Here is a 20,329-nt window from a genome sequence, read left to right as displayed (position 1 = left end):
CTCAAACTATACTTTATATTGGAGTAAATTAATCTATATTATTTTTAGTTAGGCTATATTTCTGTTCGTCTATAGATAGTCTATAACTATCAGAAGATGATAGTTTGTCCTGACTATAAAATAGTTCTAGACTAAAAACCATCTCAGGTTTGCGGTAAAGTATATATAAATCTCCAATTTCTAACGTTGATGAGTCTTTAGCTAGTATGTTCAAATTAATATTAATATGAACAATAGTATCTTTGTTAGAGTCTATATTAAAAAACAGCTTATGATCGAAGTCTATACTACTATTGGAAGTGCTAAGATCGCTAATATTGATATGGCTTATTTTACACTCAGCGCCAATATTCTTGAATGCAATATAACAATTAAAAGTTATGTTATTCAGATTTGTAATGGGCGATAGTTTTAGAAAATCTTCATTTTGATAACTAGAATCAGCTTTTTCATCATATGCTTGAACTATATGATATGGGGTATCTGTTAATATAAAATTAGGAACACTTCTCTTTTTCTCTTCTTGATAGTCAGTGAATTGCTTTTCAGTGATTGATAACTGCCTTGTAAGAGCGTTTGACTGGATATGAAGAGCCTGCTCAGAACCTTGTTGTGCACTCACAGAATGCTTTAGTTCTTCAACTTGAGTTTCTAAAGTTCTACGTTGCAAGGCTAACTCTTTGCTCTGTAGTAAGTAAGCTTCAATGAACCAATACCAAGCCAGTGCTGTAAAAGTCCCAGAAAAAACTGCACCAATATCACCTAGTGATATATTAGACCAATCGTTAGTTTCGCTGACGCTAAACCAAAAATATATTACAACTACTATAGCTAAAAGAATTGAAAAGCTTATCCACATTGTTCTCCTTGGAAAACTAATATTCTTGTCACTCTCTAATAGTTCAGCATGCCTCATTTCTGGTCCAATCCATATTTATCTAAAATGAATAGAATGTTCTAATAAAAATATTTTTGCATGATAGCATTTTTCCAAACAAAAACCCTCAAGCATGATGCTTGAGGGGTTTTTTATAGATACTGATTTATAGTAAGTAAGAAAACTTACTCAGCAAATATTGCTGCTACATCATCTTTATTGAAGGTATAGATTTCACCGCAGAATCCGCAATCCATCTCAAACGTCCCGCCTTGCTCATCGATAATATCTAACGCTTCTGCCTCACCGATTTGCTCGATTGCCATCTCGCATTTTTCGCGTGAGCAGGTACACCCAAAGGCTAGGGGAGCAGGCTCAGGCGCGACGATGTTTTCTTCATGATATAAGCGATAGAGTATCTCATTGGCATCCAGCGTCGTCAACTCTTCCGCCTTAACCGTACGCGTCAGCACGCTCAGACGAGTCCATAAGTCATCATCGATACCGGCATCTTGGTTTTGCTCAACTTCAGATGTTTCTTCAGCAGTACGCGGTAGCATCTGTACCAATATACCACCCGCTTGTAGGCCATCAGATGCCAAGTTAATCAATGTCGGAATCTGTGCCGATTGCTTTTGATAATGTGCCAAGCAGTCCGCTAGGTTATCATGGCTACGCTCAACGATACCTTGGTACGGCTCACCGCCATCAGGTTGGATATTAATAAACAAGACGCCTTGCCCCATCGCGCCCAACTCAGCAAAGGCGTCTTTGGCATGAGTCATGTTGTCCCATGCTTGTATTTGCTCATCTGTCTCACCTTTCCAGCTGGCAAGCGCACGGATGATACCGTCTTGATCGCATTCTGCCATTGCCCAGTTCAGTAGACTATCACTGTCTGACGACTGCAATTGAATAGATAAGCGACCGTTGATTTTGACCGTACTGATGAGCAAACTCGCTGCGGTCAACATTTCACCCAACAAGCGTTTGATGGCTTCAGGATAGGGCTTTTGAGCAATGGTGCTCGCATAGCTGCGTGATAGGCGCACGACGTCGCCGCGCACTGGAGAGTCTTCAATAAAGAAACGTTGGCGAATGTCGTTACTACCATGAGTGTCAGTAGTTTGGCTGTCCGTATTTGGGACTTGGATATCTTGTGTCATAAGTCATTTGTAGTATAAGGAAGTTGTTTGCTTTATGGGGATTGCTGCCGATTTATCAATTGTATTTATCATACTGTTGTAGCTTGCTCAAATAGTAAAAGCTAATAAGCGGTCTAAAGGATAAGGCCATATCTATACAAGTTTTTATTGATCACAGCCTATATAGCCTTTATTGGTTCGAGTTTATAACCTTATAGCAGCAGTAAATCACTGGCATTTAACCAAAGTATAGATATCTATGTAGATATAGATTCTCTCGAAAAAAATTCACCATCGAGTGCAATTTTGTTGTACAGTAACATTAAATTGCATTGTGATAAACAACAGCAACAACCGTACGGATGCGGCGCAGTTAGGTCGTCCAATTAGACCTATGTCGTCCAAGCACTCATTAATCTTGTGATAAAAGGATGTATTTCATGACCTACTCATTTTCTAAACCGTTGACTTTGGTAGCCTTTATGGCACTTGGCTTAGCGGGTTGTAGCAACAGCAGTGACACGAGCACTGAAGCGCCAGCAGATGATGCAACCGCGACAGAAACCATGAATGGTACGCTACAAAAAATCAAAGACTCGGGTACCATCGTTGTCGGTCACCGTGACTCCTCTATCCCTTTTTCTTATATTGCTGATGACCCTAACCAGCCTATCGGTTATGCACATGACCTAGAAATGAAGGTAGTAGAAGCCGTCAAGCAAAAGCTAAACATGCCAGACCTCAACATTCGTTATAACCTGGTGACCTCACAAACCCGTATCCCACTGGTACAAAACGGTACGGTAGATTTTGAGTGTGGCTCAACCACCAATAACGAAGAGCGCCAAAAACAAGTGGCATTCTCTAACGGTTTCTTTGAAATTGGTACACGCTTATTGACCAAAAAGGACTCTGGCATTCAAGATTTTGCAGACCTAAAAGGTCAGACTTTGGTGACCACGGCAGGTACGACGTCAGAGCGCTATATTCGTCAGTACAATGATGACAACCAGATGGATACCAACATCATCTCAGCAAAAGATCATGGCGAAGCTTTCTTAATGCTAGAAAACGGCCGCGCTGATGCCTTTATGATGGACGATGTATTGCTCGCTGGTGAACAAGCCAAAGCAAAAAATCCTGATGAGTGGGTTATCGTTGGTGAGCCACAGTCGTTTGAGATTTACGGTTGTATGATGCGTAAAGACGATCCTGAATTCAAAGCAGTGGTTGATGAAGCATTGACCAATGTCTTTAGCTCAGGCGAAATCAATAGCATTTATGACAAATGGTTCTTGAACCCAATCCCGCCAAAGAACGTCAATCTAAACTTTGAGATGTCAGACAACCTAAAAGCGTTGATTGCCAATCCACATGACAGCGCTCAGCCAAAAGTTGCAACGGCTCAGTAACGCTCATTGTCCCTCAATATAGCTTGCCTATACGCTCAGATAGCTTGTGATGCTGTCTGTGACGTTTAGGCTTATCAATCGCTGCTCGGAGAGACAACCATGAATTATAGCTGGAACTGGGGTGTGCTCTTTGAGCAGACTGGTATCGGTAACGAGCTTTATATCCATTGGATGATTACTGGTCTAGGCTGGCTGCTATTGATTGGTAGTATTGCCTGGACCATCGCTATGGTCGTAGGTACCATTTTTGGTATCATGCGTACGCTACCCAATAAGACTGCTCGTACCATTGGTACGGCATATGTGACGTTTTTTCGTAATATTCCACTATTAGTCCAGTTGTTCTTTTGGTTCTATATTGCACCTGGCTGGCTTACGCCCACGATACAAGAATGGTGGTACAAGGAGCTGTCTCCGAATACCTCAGCCATGCTATCAGCCAGTATCGGTCTGGGTCTATTTACCGCTGCTCGTATCGTCGAGCAGGTACGTACAGGTATTGAGTCACTACCTGATGGGCAGATCAATGCGGCCTATGCACTAGGGTTTAGTATTCCGCAAGTCTACAAAGAAGTACTACTGCCGCAAGCCTTTCGTATTATTTTACCGCCACTCAGCTCTGAGCTGACCAACTGCTTTAAAAACGCATCTGTCGCCTCGCTTGTTGGGGTAATGGAGCTGATTAGCCAAACCAAGACCATCAGCGAGTACACCCAAAACAGCATTGAGATTTATACCTATGCGACGATTATTTACTTGGTTTTCAATCTGTCCTTAATTGCTATTATGGGACTGATTGAGCGTAAATTGCGTGTACCCGGACTCATTGCAGGAGGTCAGAAATGAATATGACCGAATTGGCAACCGCCTATCCTGGTTTGATGGGTGGCATGATCACCACCTTAAAAGTGCTGTTTTTGGCTATTTTGGGCGGTATCAGTCTAGGAACCGTATTGGCATTGATGCGCTTATCAGGCATCAAGGCGCTGGAAATTCCAGCGAAGCTATACGTCAATTACTTCCGCTCTGTACCGCTGCTACTGGTGCTACTGTGGTTTTATTTTGCCGTACCGATGATTTATCTAGGCGTAACAGGCAAGTATTTGCAACTTGATGCTGCTTTTGCCTCTTGTGTGGTTGCCTTTATGATGTTTGAGGCCGCTTATTTTTCAGAAGTGGTACGTGCTGGTATTCAATCCATTGGCAGCGGGCAGGTCAACGCTGCCAAAGCACTGGGCATGACATACAGACAAACCATGAGTCTGGTTATCTTGCCGCAAGCCTTTCGCAAGATGCTGCCATTGATTTTGCAGCAGTGTATTATTTTATTTCAGGATACCACACTGGTATTCGCGATTGGTTTGACAGATTTCTTCCGTGCTGCATACGTTCGCGGTGAGCTTATGGGATTACTCACACCTTATATCTTAGGTGCTGGTGCTGTCTATTTTGTGATTAGCTTGAGTGCCTCTATTGGGGTGCAGCGCATTCAAAAGCGCCTGCGGTTCTGATGTAGGACTTGATGTGATTTTTTAAATGATGACGTCTTAAATAACAGTTATCAAAAACAATGTGGTTAGGAGCCAGTGATGAGCACAGCGGATACATACTTAAATGCCTTTGGCGGACTGGTCACCAACAGTGGTCATGCTAGTGATGAGATGGTCATTCAAATGTCCAATGTCAGTAAATGGTATGGAGACTTTCAGGTACTGAAGGAGTGTACCGCGCATGTACATAAAGGGGATGTGGTCGTGGTTTGTGGCCCATCAGGTAGCGGTAAATCAACCTTGATTAAGACGGTCAATGGACTTGAACCTTTTCAAAAAGGAGAAATCATGGTCAATGGCGTCTCTGTCGGTGACTCAAAGACCAATTTACCCAAGTTACGTAGCCGTGTCGGCATGGTGTTTCAACATTTTGAGTTGTTTCCACATTTGACGATTATTGATAATCTGACCGTCGCACAGATCAAAGTATTGGGACGAAAAGAAAGCGAGGCCAAGCAAAAAGCCATGGCATATCTAGACCGCGTTGGTCTGACGGTACAGGCAGCAAAATATCCAGCCGAGCTCTCTGGTGGTCAGCAGCAGCGTGTGGCGATTGCTCGTGCACTGGCTATGGATCCTGTGGCGATGCTCTTTGATGAGCCGACATCCGCGCTTGATCCTGAGATGATTCAAGAAGTGCTCGATGTGATGGTTGAGCTGACTCGTGATGGTATGACTATGATGTGCGTGACCCATGAAATGGGTTTTGCCAGTCAGGTTGCCAACCGTATTATCTTTATGGATGAAGGACATGTGGTAGAAAACTGTAGTAAGGATGAATTCTTTGAAGGTGCAAAAAGTGAACGCGCACAGCAATTCTTATCAAAGATCTTGAATCATTGATCGTATTTTGATTTGCGACTATTGATGGCACTATTTGCAATCGTAATGCTATTAATCGTAATGCTATTAACAGTACCGCTTCTAGTAAAAAGACACGTCCACAAATATACTTTTTACTATTAATGGTTACACAAAGCGCCCTATTAAGGACAGCGAAATGCTCTCTTTAATAGGGCGCTTTGTGTTTACTCTCTCTTCTACGGTTATTCAAAAAACGACTTGGAGCTTGCTATGTTTACTCCTAAAGCATTTAAAGAAGAGCGTTTTGATACGATAAAAGCATTTATCAAAGAGCAGCCTCTAGCGACTGTTGTTGTACAAACAGAAAATGGATTAGAGGCTTGTCATATTCCCATGTATTGGCAGGATGATGGTAGTGAGTACGGTTGCCTATACGGTCATATCGCCAAAGTAAACGCTTTGAACGACTATGATAATCTCGATGCACCATGGCTGATTATATTTCAGGATGCGGGTCATTACATCAGTCCCAATTGGTACCCAAGTAAAGCAATAACTCACAAAGAAGTGCCGACTTGGAACTATCGTAGTGTGCATATCAAAGGCTCAGTTAGTCTGTTGACCGACCCTATGGTATTGACGGAAATATTATCGGAACTCACTCAAGATTTTGAAGCCAATCAGTCTATTCCGTGGTCACTTGATGATGCGCCAGAAAATTATATTCAGGCACTTTGTCGAGCAATTGTGGGTATTCGCATCAGTATTACAGACATTCAAGCACAGTTTAAGCTGAGTCAAAACAAAACAGCTGAAAATAGAGCAGGTGTACTCGCCGGACTGCAACAGTGTAATACGGCAAAGGCAGATGCCATGGCTAAACTCATTCTTTAAAAAACCGACTTAGAAAAATCGATGAAGATAATGATTACGATATTAACGGATTGAATATTGCTTAACGATATCAACTTAATTGAGGGGCACTATAATGGTCAAGCGAACCGTTGGTATATTACTGTTTAATGAAGTAGAAGTATTGGACTTTGCTGGGCCTTTTGAGGTGTTCTCGTTGGCGGAGAACGGCGCAAGCGATAAGCACTTTGAGGTTATTACTATTGCTGAGCATCAAGCACCGATCTCTGCCAGAAACGGTTTACAGGTTATTCCTGATTATAGTTTTGCAACTCATCCAGCTATTGATGTGTTGGTAGTTCCTGGTGGTTATGGTGCTGAACAAACAGAAATACATAATAAGGCAGTGATTGATTGGATTATTGCCCAAACAAACGTGGCAGTACTGACACTCTCAGTGTGTACAGGTGCCTTGTTACTAGCAAAGGCAGGTTTGCTCGCTGGTCGCTCGGCAACCACGCACTGGATGGACTTAGACAACTTGGCGTCTTATCCGGATGTGAAAGTGATTGCTAACACCCGTTATGTCGATGCCAGCGATGATACCTGTAGTATTGTCACATCAGCGGGGATCAGTGCAGGCATCCATGCCAGTCTATACTGTATAGAAAAATTAATAGACAGTAACACCATGCGTACAACCGCACATCGCATGGCGTTCGATATTGACTAATACACGTGGTTAGATAGGTGAGTGCATGTCTGTTTACTGATACAATAGCCGCCATTATTATCGATAATTAAAACAATTCCTTATCTATATTGGAGCTATTATGAGCGCAGAAAACCTATCTACAACGTCGCCAGCATCAGCGGAAACAGGTGTCGTCATCATTGGTGCAGGATTAGCAGGCTGGCATGTGATTGATGCTATTCGTGCCAAAGATAAAGCCATTCCAATCACTTTGATCACAGCAGACAGTGGTGATCGTTATCACAAACCGATGCTTACTATGGCAATCAGTCAAAACAAACGCGCGTCAGATTTAGTAAGGGCGACGGGCGTAGATGCGGCGCAAACAGCAGACGTAACCTTGCTGGCCAATACAGAGGTAACAGATATTGATCCGGTGAGCCAAACCGTACAACTGCGCGCGACTAAACATTCAGACGACGCACCGACGACCATCAGTTATGAAAAAATGGTGCTAGCAATGGGCGCACATCCTATCTTCCCTCAGAGCTTGCCACAAGATTTGGTCTGGCATGTCAATCATATTGAGCGTTTCGGTCAGCTACAAAAGCAACTGGCAACCGGTAGCCAACACGTTGCAATCGTTGGTGCTGGTATGGTGGGAACAGAAATCGCAGAAGACTTGCTCAAAGCAGGTCACAAAATAACGCTCATTGATCTAAATGACGCGCCGCTATCACAGATGCTACCGGCCAAAGCGACGGCACGTATTGCTAAGGCAGTGGAGTCACAAGGTATTCAGTTCTTAGGCGGCTATCAAGTGTCTGCTGTTACTCGTGTTGGCGATAACAGTGATAACGATAAGCTGCGAGTAGATTATGCACCATTATCATCAGATGCAGATAACACTGATACTCAGTCGCTTGAGCCGCTAATTGTCGATCATGTGATTGCCAGTACAGGTCTGACCGTTGATGCTCAACTGCCGACTGCGGCTGGCGTCGAGTTCGATCGTCGTACGGGTATTGTGGTCGATGCGGCGACGCTGCGTACCAACGCGGCGAATATCTATGCCATTGGTGACTGCATGTCTATCAATGGGGTCGCGTGTCGCTACGTCGCACCGCTGAGGGCACAGGCTGCGACAATCGCTGATGATATCTTAGGTCATGAGCATGATGGCTACGATCATAAGCCACCTATGATTCGCCTAAAAAACAAAGCGATCTCTGTGATGGTGACGGGTGTGCCACAAGCGGCTGGCAATTGGCAAGTCAAAACCGAAAGTGATGATGAGCTTGTTATGGATTTACTGGATGACAATGATGCTGTTAGTGCAACGGTAACGATAAAAGCACCTGCCACTCCTAAAGCATCATAATAAACTGGCTTTGAATAAGCACGTTTAAAAACAGCGTTTATGACTGCGCCAGCCCTATAGCGGTTAATAGGGCTGGCTTTTTTATGTCAAAAATTTGCCATGATTCTATGCTACGTTTCGTTATATATCTCTGAGCAAGTATTTTTTTATGACTAATTAAATGATACATATTGTATTGATATTGTTGACAGGCTTTCGCCTATGGCGTTATAGTATCTGAACGCTATGCACGACCTCATCACGGAAGAAGGTTTGTATACAAGTGATCAATCAGCACATAAAAAGTAAAACGAAAGGACTCGTTATGACTCAAACTCCAGATCTCGATTCGACTCGCGTTGACTTCGATGCCATTTTGAACAACATTCCTAGTATCAATATGGGCGCACGCTCAGCAAATGCACCGCTCACTCAAAGCTATGATAAAGGTCCTGATGTACCGCTGATTGAAGCGACAATCGGCGACTTTTTTGATGCTATTGTCTCTAAATATCCTAATCGCGAAGCATTGGTTGTTCGTCATCAAAACATCCGCTGGACATATCGTGAGCTACAGCAGCAAGTCAATCAGCTGGCCAGCAGTATGATTGAGATGGGGCTTGAGATTGGCGATCGTATCGGTATCTGGTCACATAACAATGCTGAATGGCTACTGATGCAGTTAGCCACAGCAAAAGTCGGCGTCATCCTTGTCAATATCAATCCTGCCTACCGCACCTTTGAGTTGCAATATGCCCTAAATAAATTGGGCTGCTCAGCGCTTGTACTTATGCGCCATTTCAAAACCAGTGACTATGCTGGCCTAATCCGTGAGCTGTGTCCTGAGATTTACCATAAAGACTATACTCAGCTTGATTTGGTTGAGATTCCAACGATTGAGCGTATCATTTGGATTGATGAGCCAGAGTCTGATGAGACCTTTGGCTTTATGCAGAAATTCTCAAGCTGGATGAGCGAGGGTAATACCAATGATCCACGTGTCGCAGAGCGCCAAGCTCAGCTCAAAAACACCGATGCTATCAATGTACAGTTCACTAGTGGCACGACAGGGACTCCAAAGGGTGCCACCTTAAGCCACCGCAATATCTTAAACAATGGTTATTTCATTGGTGAGGCAATGAACCTCACTGAAGAAGACAGACTGTGTATCCCCGTACCGCTATATCATTGCTTTGGTATGGTACTTGGCAACCTAGCGATTCTTACGCATGGTGGTTGTATCGTTTATCCAAATGATGGCTTTGAGCCACTGACTGTATTGCAAGCTGTAGAGGAAGAGAAGTGTACAGGTCTGCATGGTGTGCCTACGATGTTTATCGCAGAGCTCGACCATCCTGAGTTCGAAAACTTTGATCTATCGACGCTACGCACAGGTATCATGGCAGGGTCCAGCTGTCCGATTGAGGTCATGCGCCGCGTCATCGATAATATGCATATGAGTGAAGTGACCATTGCCTATGGCATGACAGAGACCAGTCCTGTGTCTTGTCAGACCAATGAGCACACGCCACTTGATAAGCAAGTCTCGACCGTGGGGCTAGTACAGCCTGCGCTAGAAGTAAAAGTCGTTGATACCGCAACGGGTGAGATCGTAGCGTTAGGCGAGACAGGTGAGCTGCTCACACGTGGCTATTCAGTGATGAAAGGCTATTGGGGCAGTCGCTTCAAGACACGTGAAGCCATCCAAGATGGTTGGATGCATACAGGTGATCTGGCGACAATGGATGAAGACGGCTATGTCAAAATCGTCGGTCGTAGTAAAGATATGGTCATCCGTGGTGGCGAGAATATCTATCCGGTAGAAATCGAAAACTACCTCTACCGTCATCCAAAGATTCGCGATGTGCAGATCGTCGGTATACCAGATGAAAAATATGGCGAAGTACTCGCAGCATGGATTGTTCCGAAAGAACCGGGCTGCTTGACCGAAGAGGAAGTACGAGAGTTCTGTAGTGAGCATATCGCTCATTATAAAGTGCCGGCATACTATCGCTTTGTGACTGAGTATCCGATGACCATCACAGGCAAGATCCAAAAGTATAAAATCATCGAGCAAATGAAAGAAGAATTAGGGCTGTCATAGGCTTATTTATCAGCTCTAAACTTGTTTATCAGCCCTAGAACATGAAAGATGAACCATGTGAGTAGCCTACAAACAGCGGCCAGTAATATTTAAACAAATGACTGCGCACCTAAAAAATGACTTGCATAACAAGCTACTCGTAATTACGTATCTATGTATAAAAGAAAAAGGGATATCATGAGCGCTACTATAACCAGTAAACTGAGTCCGAACTCAAGCGATTTTCAGCAAAACAGTGCTGCGATGCAAGAGATCGTCGATGACCTGTATATACACTTGCGTAAAGTTGCCCAAGGTGGCTCGGAGCGCGCACGTGCTAAGCATCTTGCACGTGGCAAACTGTTACCACGCGAGCGGGTCGAGCGTCTGCTGGATGTGGGTACAGCGTTTTTAGAAGTGGCGCCAATGGCTGCGCATGATATGTATGGCGAAGAGATTCCAGCGGCGGGTGTGATTGCTGGTATCGGCCGCATCAATGGGGTCGAGTGCATGATTGTCTGTAATGATGCCACGGTAAAAGGTGGCACGTACTACCCAATGACCGTCAAGAAGCATCTACGTGCCCAAGAGATTGCGCAAGAAAACCATTTGCCATGCGTCTATCTAGTCGACTCAGGTGGTGCTAACTTACCCAATCAAGATGATGTGTTCCCTGATAAGGAGCACTTCGGGCGTATCTTCTTTAACCAAGCCAACCTGAGTGCGGCAGGCATTCCGCAGATTGCTGTGGTTATGGGCAGCTGTACGGCTGGCGGTGCATATGTGCCTGCCATGAGCGATGAGTCTATTATTGTAAAAGAACAAGGCACTATCTTTTTGGGCGGTCCGCCACTAGTCAAAGCAGCGACTGGTGAAGAGGTTACAGCAGAAGACTTGGGCGGCGGCGATGTGCATACGCGGCTCTCAGGCGTGGTTGATCATCTAGCGCAAAACGATACCCATGCACTATCTATCGCTCGTAATATTGTTAGCCATCTCAATCGCCCAGCGAAAAATATTCCCAACCAAATCACACCGCGTCCGCCGCGTTATGATGCCAAAGAACTCTATGGTGTCATTCCAACGGACAAGCGCAAGCCATTTGATATCAGAGAAATTATCGCCCGTATCGTTGACGACAGTGCCTTTGATGAGTTCAAAGTGCGCTTTGGCACAACGTTAGTGTGCGGATTCGCACATATCGAAGGGATGCCTGTAGGTATCATTGCGAATAATGGCATCTTATTTAGTGAGTCCGCGCAGAAAGGCACGCACTTTATCGAGCTGTGCTGTAAACGCAAAATACCGTTGGTGTTCCTGCAAAACATCACAGGCTTTATGGTGGGTCGTAAATACGAGAACGAAGGGATCGCTCGTCATGGCGCCAAAATGGTAATGGCAGTGGCCAATGCAAAAGTGCCAAAGTTCACGGTTATCGTCGGTGGCTCGTTCGGCGCTGGTAACTACGGTATGTGTGGCCGCGCTTATAGCCCGCGTTTCTTATGGATGTGGCCAAATGCCCGTATCTCTGTCATGGGCGGCGAGCAAGCTGCATCAGTACTGGCAACGGTCAAGCGTGATAATTTTGATCGCAAAGGTGAAGCGTGGAGCGATGAGGACGAAGCGGCATTTAAAGCACCGATTCGTGAAATGTACGAAGAGCAAGGTCATCCGTATTATGCTACCGCACGCATGTGGGATGACGGCGTAATTGATCCTGCCGATACCCGTAATGTATTGGCTTTAGGACTAAGCGCTGCATATAATGCACCGATTGAAGAGACGACATTTGGTGTCTTTAGAATGTAAGATCAAGGGTCAGTGCTAACCATTTAATGACATTCAATAACGGTATTCGTTAGTAAAGATAGCGGATCGTGATCAAAAGAAGAGAGAACCATGCAAAACGATATTAATAATTATAAAAGTCTATTAGTCGATATAAAACAACACGTCGCTACCGTGACGTTAAATCGTCCTGAGATACGCAATGCCTTTAACGATGAGATGATTGCCGAGCTGACCGATGCTTTCACCACCCTTGGCGCTGATGATGAGGTGCGTGTCATTGTATTAGCAGCTGCGGGTAAGGCATTCTGTGCAGGCGCTGACCTCAATTGGATGCGTGCCATGGCGGATTACAGCTATGAGGAGAATCTAGCGGATGCTGATAAATTGGCGCAAATGCTAAAGACTATTTATGAATGTCCTAAGCCGACAGTCGCAGCTATTCAAGGCGATGTCTACGCAGGTGGCATGGGTCTGGTCGCTGTTTGCGACGTAGCCATTGCCGTTAAGATTGCTAATTTCTGCCTCAGTGAAGTGCGTTTGGGATTGGCACCTGCCACTATCAGCCCTTATGTCATTCGAGCGCTAGGTGCTAGAGCCTCACAGCGTTACTTCTTAAGTGCTGAAGTATTCGATGCTAAAAAGGCACGTCAGCTTGGCTTTATTCATGAGCGTGTCAGCGAAGAGTGGCTGAGCGATGAAGTGGCTGAGTTCTGTAACAAAGTGGTTAAGAACAGTCCAGATGCAGTCAAAACCTGCAAACAACTATTACATGATGTTGCTGGTGCACCTATCACTGATGAGCTGATTGCCGATACCGTAAAAGGTATCGCTGATATCCGTTCATCAACACAAGGCAAAGAGGGCGTGCAAGCCTTTCTACAAAAGCGTAAACCTGATTGGCTGACAGCAGATTAACGATAAATAATAGATAAATGAGCAAATAGACAAGACGTCAAATAACAACGACAAGACACAGGGATAGTTATGTTTTCTAAAATTCTAATCGCCAACCGTGGTGAAATTGCTTGCCGAGTGGCTGCGACTGCTAAGCGTCTTGGCGTCAGTACCGTTGCTGTCTATTCTGATGCGGACCGCAGTGTTAAGCATGTAGCGGTCTGTGATGAAGCAATTTATTTAGGTGGTTCGGCACCGAAAGACAGTTATCTCAAAGGTGATGCCATTATTGCTATCGCTAAGCAAACGGGCGCCCAAGCGATTCATCCAGGGTATGGATTTTTAAGTGAGAATGCCGACTTTGCGCAGGCTTGCCAGGATGCTGGCTTGGTGTTTATCGGTCCATCGGCGGATGCTATCCGTGCCATGGGCGGTAAGTCCGAATCCAAACGCTTAATGGAGTCGGCTGGCGTACCACTGATACCGGGCTATCATGGTGACAACCAAGATGCTCAGTTTTTGCAGCAACAGGCTGATAGTATTGGCTATCCTGTCTTGATCAAAGCCAGTGCTGGTGGTGGCGGGAAAGGCATGCGTATCGTTGAGCAAAGCAGCGATTTTATTGACCTGCTCGATTCATGCCGCCGTGAAGCGATTACCAGTTTTGGTAATGATCAAGTGTTGGTTGAAAAATACGCCCTAAAACCACGTCATATCGAAATCCAAGTATTCGGTGATACGCATGGCAATTATGTACACCTGTTTGAGCGTGACTGCTCCGTACAGCGCCGTCATCAAAAAGTATTAGAAGAAGCCCCAGCACCAGGTGTCGATACTGCCATGCGTGAAGCAATGGGCACAGCGGCAATCGAAGCAGCACGTGCGGTTGATTACGTTGGTGCAGGTACAGTTGAGTTTATCGTTGAGCAGCGTGAAGGTTCTATGAATTTTTATTTCATGGAGATGAACACGCGCTTGCAAGTTGAGCATCCTGTTAGTGAAGCCATTACTGGTGTCGATTTGGTTGAGTGGCAGCTGTTGGTTGCTGCAGGTCAGCCATTGCCAAAAACGCAAAATGATCTGGCTATCAACGGTCATGCAATCGAAGCACGTATCTGCGCTGAAAACCCTGACAATAATTTCTTGCCAGCGACAGGGACGTTATTCACTTATCAAAAGCCTGAGCACAGTACCTTTGTCATTGATAAAGATGGTACTGGCGTACGTATCGATGATGGTGTACGTGAGGGTGATGTCATCAGTCCTTTCTACGACTCTATGATTGCCAAGCTGATCGTCCATGCGCCTACGCGCGAGCAAGCGTTAGCTAGACTAGATCGGGCATTGGCGCAGACGCGTATTGTAGGTCTGCCAAATAACGTGGCATTTTTGCGTTATATTTTGAATACCGATTCATTTAGCAAAGCAAATCTTGATACAGCCTTGATTGAGCGCGAACAGGACAAGCTGTTTGATCAGCATCCGCTTGGATTATCGACGCTTGTGGTAACGGCTATTACGCAGCAGCTTGCGAGCGAAGCGACTATGCAGGGCTTAGATCCATTCAACAAGCCAACGGGTTTCCGTGCTTATAGCGACTATACTCGTTCATTTAGCTTGGTCTATGATGAGCAAACCTATAGTGCTCGCATCAGCAATTGGCACAATGCGAGTTGCTCTGACAGCAAAAAGAGCGACGATAATCTTAGTAGTTTTACGCTCGTCATTGGTAAGGAAATCGCGAATACGCAGGATGATAGCAATATCAATGTAGCTGCTCAGACCGAAACGGTTTATGAAGATCAGATCAGCTATGATAGCAGTGACGCGCACAATCATACCTTATGGTTAGAGGGTGCCCGTATCAGTGCCCAAAGCTGGGTGAATAATGAGACAGTTTATGTGTTCACAGATAGCGGACGTGATGAAATTACGCTTATTGATATCATGGCACATGTAGGCGAAGACACAGCAGCGGTTGGTAGCTTAAAATCACCAATGCCAGGGCAAGTGGTTGCATTCAAAGTAGCTGTTGGCGATACTGTAAAAAAAGGCGAGCCACTTGCCGTCATCGAAGCTATGAAAATCGAACATACGATTACGGCACCGACGGATGGGGCTGTGGCAGAGCTATTGTTTGCAGCAGGTGATTTGGTCGCTGATGGTGATGAGTTATTACGTATCGATAGTGAAAGCGAATAGAAAAGGATAATAAGTATGAGCCATTCGTATCCAGAGCATGTCACTATCGTCGATGTCAGTCCGCGTGATGGACTGCAAAACGAATCGATGACGGTGCCGACCGCTATTAAGCAAGCACTCATTAATGATCTGATTGCAGCGGGTGTCAAAAAACTAGAAGCAACCAGTTTTGTTTCACCGAAGTGGGTGCCACAGATGCGCGATAATAGTGCGCTGCTTGACGCACTTGAACCTACGCGTCAGACAGACATTTGCTACTCAGTATTAGTACCCAATATGCGCGGCTTTGAAAATGCCATCGTACATCGCCCTGATGAAATCGTTATCTTTGGTTCAGCGAGTGAAACCTTTAGCCAAAAAAATATCAACTGTAGTATCGATGAGAGTATTGAACGGTTTGCACCAGTGGCTGCGGCAGCAAAAGCGCAGGGTATCAAAGTACGCGGCGTAATCTCTTGTACGGTTGGCTGTCCTTATGAAGGTGAGATTGACCCCAGCCAAGTCGCTTATGTGACCAAACGATTGGTTGAGATTGGCTCTGAGCAGATTGGCATCGCTGATACCATCGGTGTTGGCACACCGCTCAAAGTACAGCGCGCCCTACAAGCAGCGCTTGAATACGCTGATATCACGATGCTGTCTGGTCATTTTCATGATACTTATGGTCAAGCACTCAGCAATACTTTGGCTGCCCTACAAATGGGGGTTAGTGAGTTTGATACCTCCGTCGCTGGTCTCGGCGGTTGCCCGTATGCCAAAGGCGCAACGGGCAATGTTGCGACTGAAGATGTAGTATACATGCTGCATGGCATGGGTATCAGCACCGGTATTGATTTGGATAAGTTGGTCGTGGCAGGTGAAGGGATCAGTGCATATTTGAAGCGTCCAAATGGCTCAAACGTAGCTCGGGCTCTAATCAATAAACGTCAGTCTTAAAATTATCGCAAAAATTAAATATTAAAATACAAGGAATGGTTATGAGTTTACCTGGATTAAATTTTCAGCTTGGCGAAGATATCGATGCTCTACGTGATGTCGTGCAGCAGTTTGCAGCAAACGAAATCGCCCCACGAGCTGCCGAGATTGATAGCAGCGATGAATTCCCAATGGATCTGTGGCAAAAGATGGGCGACCTCGGTCTACATGGTATTACCGTTCCTGAAGAGTACGGCGGTTCCAATATGGGTTATGTCGCTCACATGGTCGCAATGGAAGAGATTAGCCGCGCGTCGGCATCGGTAGCGCTGAGCTATGGTGCACACTCTAATCTATGTATTAACCAAATCAAACGTAACGGCTCTGAGGCGCAAAAGCAAAAATATTTACCAAAGCTCATCAGCGGTGAGTTCATCGGTGCCTTAGCAATGAGTGAGACAGGCGCTGGCTCAGACGTCGTTAGCATGAAGCTCAAAGCTGAAGAAAAAGACGGTAACTATGTATTAAATGGCAGTAAAATGTGGATCACCAACGGCCCTGATGCGGATGTGATGGTAGTCTATGCCAAGACCAACCCTGAAATGGGCGCGAAAGGCATGACGGCATTCATCGTTGAAAAAGGCATGGAAGGCTTCGGCACCGCGCAAAAGCTAGACAAGCTCGGCATGCGTGGTAGTCATACGGGCGAGATGACCTTTAATAACGTAACCGTACCAAGCGAGAATATCTTAGGCGGTCTCAATGAGGGCGTGAAGGTACTGATGAGTGGGCTCGATTATGAGCGTGCTGTATTGGCCGCCGGTCCTATCGGTATCATGCAAGCAGTAATGGACAATGTTGTACCTTATATCCATGATCGTAAGCAGTTTGGTCAAGCGATTGGTGAGTTCCAGCTGATTCAGGGCAAAGTCGCAGACATGTATACGATACTACAAGCTGGTCGTAGCTTCTTATATACCGTCGGCAAGAATTTGGATATGTTGGACGCGCGCGGTGCCGGTCATAGCCGAGAAGTGCGTAAAGATTGCGCCAGTGTGATTCTATGGTGTGCCGAAAAAGCCACTTGGATGGCAGGCGAGGGTATTCAGATATTTGGCGGCAACGGCTACACCAATGAGTATCCACTAGGTCGCTACTGGCGCGACGCCAAGCTCTATGAGATTGGCGCGGGCACTAGTGAGATTCGTCGTATGCTTATCGGTCGTGAGCTGTTTAATGAGACTAAATAACGTTAACACAGGCTAGATTGATCAACATGGCTTTGGGCTGTGCGAGGTAACGGGTAGAAAAAAATAAACAATTGTGCTAAGATGTGGTTTTATTTTTTGATTAACAATAATCGATTAATAAAGCTGACCCTTAGCCTTTTTTATCCACCATATTTATCAGATACTGCTTATGATGCCGACTACTACTACCGCGCTTAAAAGACACTTAAAAATACGCCTTCGATTAACTATCATTTCTGCGCTGACAAAGGCGATGCTAGTACTGAGTATATTTTCGGCACACATTGCAAATGCTGAAATAGCAGACTTATCACCAGCGCAACCTGTCATCCAGTTTGCGACTTCTGATGCGAAGTGGTTACGTCAGCCAAGTTTTAACAATCGCCACATTCGTGCTTTAGGGGGTTATTGCGATCCGGAAGAACCTTGCAAAAAGAAGCGTGTTCAAATGGAATTCTTATTAAGGGTAAATCAAGAAGGCAAAGTCGCCAATATTACCGTATTAAAGAGTAGCGGCTCTGATAGAATTGATAGTGGATTTGAAAAAGAACTACGTCGTTCTCTTTTTAAACCATTTAGAAAAGATAGTAAGACAGTAGTAGGTAATGTCACCATCCCAATAGTCTTTGAGTATTAATAAAGCTTAAACAATAATAAAAAAGCAGTACGCCTCACACGTACTGCTTTTTTTATTTTCAAGGTAAAAGCATTTATTGAGTATTACGACTGTTTGGTATGATCAAAATAACGTGCCAGACCATTTAATAATAAATCATCGCGCAAGCGTACGGGGCGATTGACATGCTGAGCAATAGTCGCTGCATCTCCGCCTGTCATAATAACCTCAAAGTTGGGATGACGACGGCTAATCTCATTAATGGCGCCAACAATGGACAATAGTATCCCGCGATGAACCGCATCTTGGGTAGTCACGCCTTGGCTAACACTATCAAAAGTACCGTTAGAGATCGTGATTTGTTTGGTACCAGAAAACAGTGATTCACGCTGCAAGTAAATACTAGGGAAGATGTAACCGCCCAAATGCTCAGCATGATCAATCAAATCAATAGTCACCGCGGTACCGCAACCGATCACGCATTGGCGTTTTTTCTTGTCAACTGCCCCAAGCATCTGTAGCCAGCGATCACAGCCGAGCTGCTGATCGTTATAATCACTTTTCATAAGGGCATGTGCAGCATCGACATGGACAAACTCAAACGGAATATTCAGACGGCTAAGTGTCTCTGAGACCTTGGCATTGAGATCGTCGCCCAGTACAGATGAGATACCAATAAAATCAGGTGCATACCGCTCGAAGCGATCGGTTAGACCCATGAGCAACTCAGCAGGTGCTTGCAGATGCTGCTTGGCATCATGTGCGACTATTTGCCCGATATCATCGGTAAGCCAGTATTTTAGACGGGTATTTCCAAGATCAAGCCAGAGCATAAAAGTCCCTTTACAAAGTGCTCGTTAGTGATGGTGCTCGTTAATGATGAGGTTCATCAATATAGTCATCTAAGCCTAATAAATAACGTCTATGCGTCCAGTAAAAAGCGTAGAAATCTTACCGTTATCTTGCTGCAATTGCAAACACCCATGCGTATCGACACCGCACGCCACTCCTGTGACGACTTGTTTTTCATTATTATAGTCTTGGGTGACGCGTAGACGTAGTCCTGCCAGTGCGTCCATTGCTGCAAACTGCTGCAAGAACCCATCTAAATAATAGGTATGACCTGTTGGCTTTTCTATATCCAAATGCTCAAAGCGTGTCATCGCCGCCATCAATGCTTTGCTCATCTGCTGATACAACGTCTGTAAGTCTGGCAGGCTGGTGGCTTGTGCTGCTGGCTGTAGCATCGCATGGATATCTTGCAAGCTTATCGCCTGATAACTCATCCCCTCAGAGGTTTGCGCGGTGAGCGTTGGCGCCGCTTTTACATTTAAACCAATGCCCAGCACCACACCGACCAATTTGCCAGATTTGGTTACGGGTTCTATTAGGATGCCAGCGAGTTTTTGAAAAGGTAGTGTGTGCTGTTGCTGTTGCTGTTGCTGTTGCTGTGCGACGGTATTATCCGATGATGCATGATGGGCTTCTTGAGGGGGATAAAAGCCCAAATCATTTGCCCACTTTACTCCAATTGGTGCCAATCCTTGTGCTTGCAGTTGCTCATTCAATATTTGGATGACAGGCATCTTTGCCAGCTCAAGGCCAATAATCAAAGACAACAACCCACTGATTGGCGTATGCACAGGATGGTACAGTGACAGATAGACATTGCCACGCGGTGACTGCCATGAGCGCCCGTGCTGTCCACGTCCAGCGCTTTGAGTCTCCGCGGTCAAAACGTATACGGTAGCAGCATCTAGCGTACCATCCTGTAGCGCCTCTATCAGCTCGCTATTGGTCGAGGCACTACTGACGACGTGGCGGTGGTTGAGCTCAGATAAATAGGCGGAAAAACTCGAGAGTGGTGGCATAAGTTTAGTCGAT

18 protein-coding genes are annotated in these 20,329 nt (G+C 45.2%); 14 read left to right on the top strand and 4 right to left on the bottom strand.

What is annotated here, in order from left to right:
• Positions 1 to 28: 28 nt before the first annotated feature.
• Together AC5JP1_RS08265 and hslO are read right to left on the bottom strand one after the other, a co-directional pair.
• On the bottom strand, positions 29 to 916 hold the full coding sequence (locus AC5JP1_RS08265) for a hypothetical protein (protein WP_493843769.1): 888 nt from the start codon (positions 914 to 916) through the stop codon (positions 29 to 31).
• 146 nt (positions 917 to 1,062) lie between these two features.
• Positions 1,063 to 2,043, bottom strand: a complete 981-nt coding sequence (hslO, locus tag AC5JP1_RS08260; RefSeq protein ID WP_493843768.1) for an Hsp33 family molecular chaperone HslO — start codon at positions 2,041 to 2,043, stop codon at positions 1,063 to 1,065.
• Positions 2,044 to 2,462: 419 nt separating this feature from the next.
• Between hslO and AC5JP1_RS08255 the strand changes: the two genes are divergently transcribed.
• From AC5JP1_RS08255 to AC5JP1_RS08190, 14 genes are all read left to right on the top strand, one after another.
• Positions 2,463 to 3,434: a glutamate/aspartate ABC transporter substrate-binding protein gene (locus AC5JP1_RS08255; RefSeq protein WP_493843767.1), complete on the top strand. Its 972-nt coding sequence runs from the start codon at positions 2,463 to 2,465 to the stop codon at positions 3,432 to 3,434.
• Positions 3,435 to 3,533: 99 nt separating this feature from the next.
• On the top strand, positions 3,534 to 4,280 hold the full coding sequence (locus AC5JP1_RS08250; RefSeq protein ID WP_319051089.1) for an amino acid ABC transporter permease: 747 nt from the start codon (positions 3,534 to 3,536) through the stop codon (positions 4,278 to 4,280).
• Entirely contained in the window at positions 4,277 to 4,945 is a 669-nt protein-coding gene (locus AC5JP1_RS08245; RefSeq protein WP_319051088.1) for an ABC transporter permease subunit, read from the top strand. Before AC5JP1_RS08250 ends, AC5JP1_RS08245 begins: the two co-directional genes overlap by 4 nt.
• Positions 4,946 to 5,095: 150 nt before the next feature.
• Positions 5,096 to 5,827: an amino acid ABC transporter ATP-binding protein gene (locus tag AC5JP1_RS08240; RefSeq protein WP_319051235.1), complete on the top strand. Its 732-nt coding sequence runs from the start codon at positions 5,096 to 5,098 to the stop codon at positions 5,825 to 5,827.
• Positions 5,828 to 6,058: 231 nt separating this feature from the next.
• A complete protein-coding gene (locus AC5JP1_RS08235; protein ID WP_493843766.1) occupies positions 6,059 to 6,682 on the top strand; it encodes an FMN-binding negative transcriptional regulator in 624 nt (207 codons plus the stop codon).
• A gap of 94 nt (positions 6,683 to 6,776) precedes the next feature.
• Positions 6,777 to 7,373 carry a DJ-1/PfpI family protein gene (locus AC5JP1_RS08230; protein WP_493843765.1) on the top strand — a complete coding sequence of 199 codons (597 nt, stop codon included), beginning with the start codon at positions 6,777 to 6,779 and terminating at the stop codon, positions 7,371 to 7,373.
• Positions 7,374 to 7,473: 100 nt separating this feature from the next.
• Positions 7,474 to 8,715 (top strand): FAD-dependent oxidoreductase, encoded by a 1,242-nt coding sequence (locus AC5JP1_RS08225; RefSeq protein ID WP_493843764.1) that lies wholly within the window; start codon positions 7,474 to 7,476, stop codon positions 8,713 to 8,715.
• A 304-nt stretch (positions 8,716 to 9,019) separates the two neighbouring features.
• Positions 9,020 to 10,798: an AMP-binding protein gene (locus AC5JP1_RS08220; RefSeq protein ID WP_493843763.1), complete on the top strand. Its 1,779-nt coding sequence runs from the start codon at positions 9,020 to 9,022 to the stop codon at positions 10,796 to 10,798.
• Positions 10,799 to 10,975: 177 nt separating this feature from the next.
• Complete coding sequence (locus AC5JP1_RS08215; protein WP_493843762.1) at positions 10,976 to 12,586, top strand: carboxyl transferase domain-containing protein; 1,611 nt, start codon at positions 10,976 to 10,978, stop codon at positions 12,584 to 12,586.
• Positions 12,587 to 12,676: 90 nt separating this feature from the next.
• On the top strand, positions 12,677 to 13,483 hold the full coding sequence (locus AC5JP1_RS08210; RefSeq protein WP_493843761.1) for an enoyl-CoA hydratase/isomerase family protein: 807 nt from the start codon (positions 12,677 to 12,679) through the stop codon (positions 13,481 to 13,483).
• 69 nt (positions 13,484 to 13,552) lie between these two features.
• Positions 13,553 to 15,664, top strand: a complete 2,112-nt coding sequence (locus tag AC5JP1_RS08205) for an acetyl/propionyl/methylcrotonyl-CoA carboxylase subunit alpha (protein ID WP_493843760.1) — start codon at positions 13,553 to 13,555, stop codon at positions 15,662 to 15,664.
• Between the two features lie 15 nt (positions 15,665 to 15,679).
• Positions 15,680 to 16,600 (top strand): hydroxymethylglutaryl-CoA lyase, encoded by a 921-nt coding sequence (locus tag AC5JP1_RS08200; RefSeq protein WP_493843759.1) that lies wholly within the window; start codon positions 15,680 to 15,682, stop codon positions 16,598 to 16,600.
• Between the two features lie 41 nt (positions 16,601 to 16,641).
• The gene (locus AC5JP1_RS08195; protein WP_493843758.1) at positions 16,642 to 17,829 is read left to right on the top strand and encodes an isovaleryl-CoA dehydrogenase; all 1,188 of its coding nucleotides are present in this window, start codon (positions 16,642 to 16,644) and stop codon (positions 17,827 to 17,829) included.
• A 169-nt stretch (positions 17,830 to 17,998) separates the two neighbouring features.
• On the top strand, positions 17,999 to 18,466 hold the full coding sequence (locus AC5JP1_RS08190) for an energy transducer TonB (RefSeq protein ID WP_060490399.1): 468 nt from the start codon (positions 17,999 to 18,001) through the stop codon (positions 18,464 to 18,466).
• Positions 18,467 to 18,549: 83 nt separating this feature from the next.
• Here the strand turns inward: AC5JP1_RS08190 and AC5JP1_RS08185 are convergent, their stop codons facing one another.
• Both AC5JP1_RS08185 and AC5JP1_RS08180 read right to left on the bottom strand, forming a co-directional pair.
• On the bottom strand, positions 18,550 to 19,278 hold the full coding sequence (locus AC5JP1_RS08185) for a pantothenate kinase (protein WP_493843757.1): 729 nt from the start codon (positions 19,276 to 19,278) through the stop codon (positions 18,550 to 18,552).
• A 75-nt stretch (positions 19,279 to 19,353) separates the two neighbouring features.
• Positions 19,354 to 20,316 (bottom strand): biotin--[acetyl-CoA-carboxylase] ligase, encoded by a 963-nt coding sequence (locus tag AC5JP1_RS08180; protein ID WP_493843756.1) that lies wholly within the window; start codon positions 20,314 to 20,316, stop codon positions 19,354 to 19,356.
• Between the last annotated feature and the right edge of the window lie 13 nt (positions 20,317 to 20,329).

This window comes from Psychrobacter sp. H29 (assembly GCF_059073055.1).
The sequence above is the reverse complement of the archived record's forward strand: the minus strand, read 5'-3'. Positions and strand labels throughout refer to the sequence as shown.

Coding starts and splice junctions, on each gene's coding strand:
- AC5JP1_RS08265 (WP_493843769.1), bottom strand. CDS start 916: ATGAGGCATGCTGAACTATTAGAGAGTGACAAGAATATTAGTTTTCCA.
- hslO (WP_493843768.1), bottom strand. CDS start 2,043: ATGACACAAGATATCCAAGTCCCAAATACGGACAGCCAAACTACTGAC.
- AC5JP1_RS08255 (WP_493843767.1), top strand. CDS start 2,463: ATGACCTACTCATTTTCTAAACCGTTGACTTTGGTAGCCTTTATGGCA.
- AC5JP1_RS08250 (WP_319051089.1), top strand. CDS start 3,534: ATGAATTATAGCTGGAACTGGGGTGTGCTCTTTGAGCAGACTGGTATC.
- AC5JP1_RS08245 (WP_319051088.1), top strand. CDS start 4,277: ATGAATATGACCGAATTGGCAACCGCCTATCCTGGTTTGATGGGTGGC.
- AC5JP1_RS08240 (WP_319051235.1), top strand. CDS start 5,096: ATGGTCATTCAAATGTCCAATGTCAGTAAATGGTATGGAGACTTTCAG.
- AC5JP1_RS08235 (WP_493843766.1), top strand. CDS start 6,059: ATGTTTACTCCTAAAGCATTTAAAGAAGAGCGTTTTGATACGATAAAA.
- AC5JP1_RS08230 (WP_493843765.1), top strand. CDS start 6,777: ATGGTCAAGCGAACCGTTGGTATATTACTGTTTAATGAAGTAGAAGTA.
- AC5JP1_RS08225 (WP_493843764.1), top strand. CDS start 7,474: ATGAGCGCAGAAAACCTATCTACAACGTCGCCAGCATCAGCGGAAACA.
- AC5JP1_RS08220 (WP_493843763.1), top strand. CDS start 9,020: ATGACTCAAACTCCAGATCTCGATTCGACTCGCGTTGACTTCGATGCC.
- AC5JP1_RS08215 (WP_493843762.1), top strand. CDS start 10,976: ATGAGCGCTACTATAACCAGTAAACTGAGTCCGAACTCAAGCGATTTT.
- AC5JP1_RS08210 (WP_493843761.1), top strand. CDS start 12,677: ATGCAAAACGATATTAATAATTATAAAAGTCTATTAGTCGATATAAAA.
- AC5JP1_RS08205 (WP_493843760.1), top strand. CDS start 13,553: ATGTTTTCTAAAATTCTAATCGCCAACCGTGGTGAAATTGCTTGCCGA.
- AC5JP1_RS08200 (WP_493843759.1), top strand. CDS start 15,680: ATGAGCCATTCGTATCCAGAGCATGTCACTATCGTCGATGTCAGTCCG.
- AC5JP1_RS08195 (WP_493843758.1), top strand. CDS start 16,642: ATGAGTTTACCTGGATTAAATTTTCAGCTTGGCGAAGATATCGATGCT.
- AC5JP1_RS08190 (WP_060490399.1), top strand. CDS start 17,999: ATGATGCCGACTACTACTACCGCGCTTAAAAGACACTTAAAAATACGC.
- AC5JP1_RS08185 (WP_493843757.1), bottom strand. CDS start 19,278: ATGCTCTGGCTTGATCTTGGAAATACCCGTCTAAAATACTGGCTTACC.
- AC5JP1_RS08180 (WP_493843756.1), bottom strand. CDS start 20,316: ATGCCACCACTCTCGAGTTTTTCCGCCTATTTATCTGAGCTCAACCAC.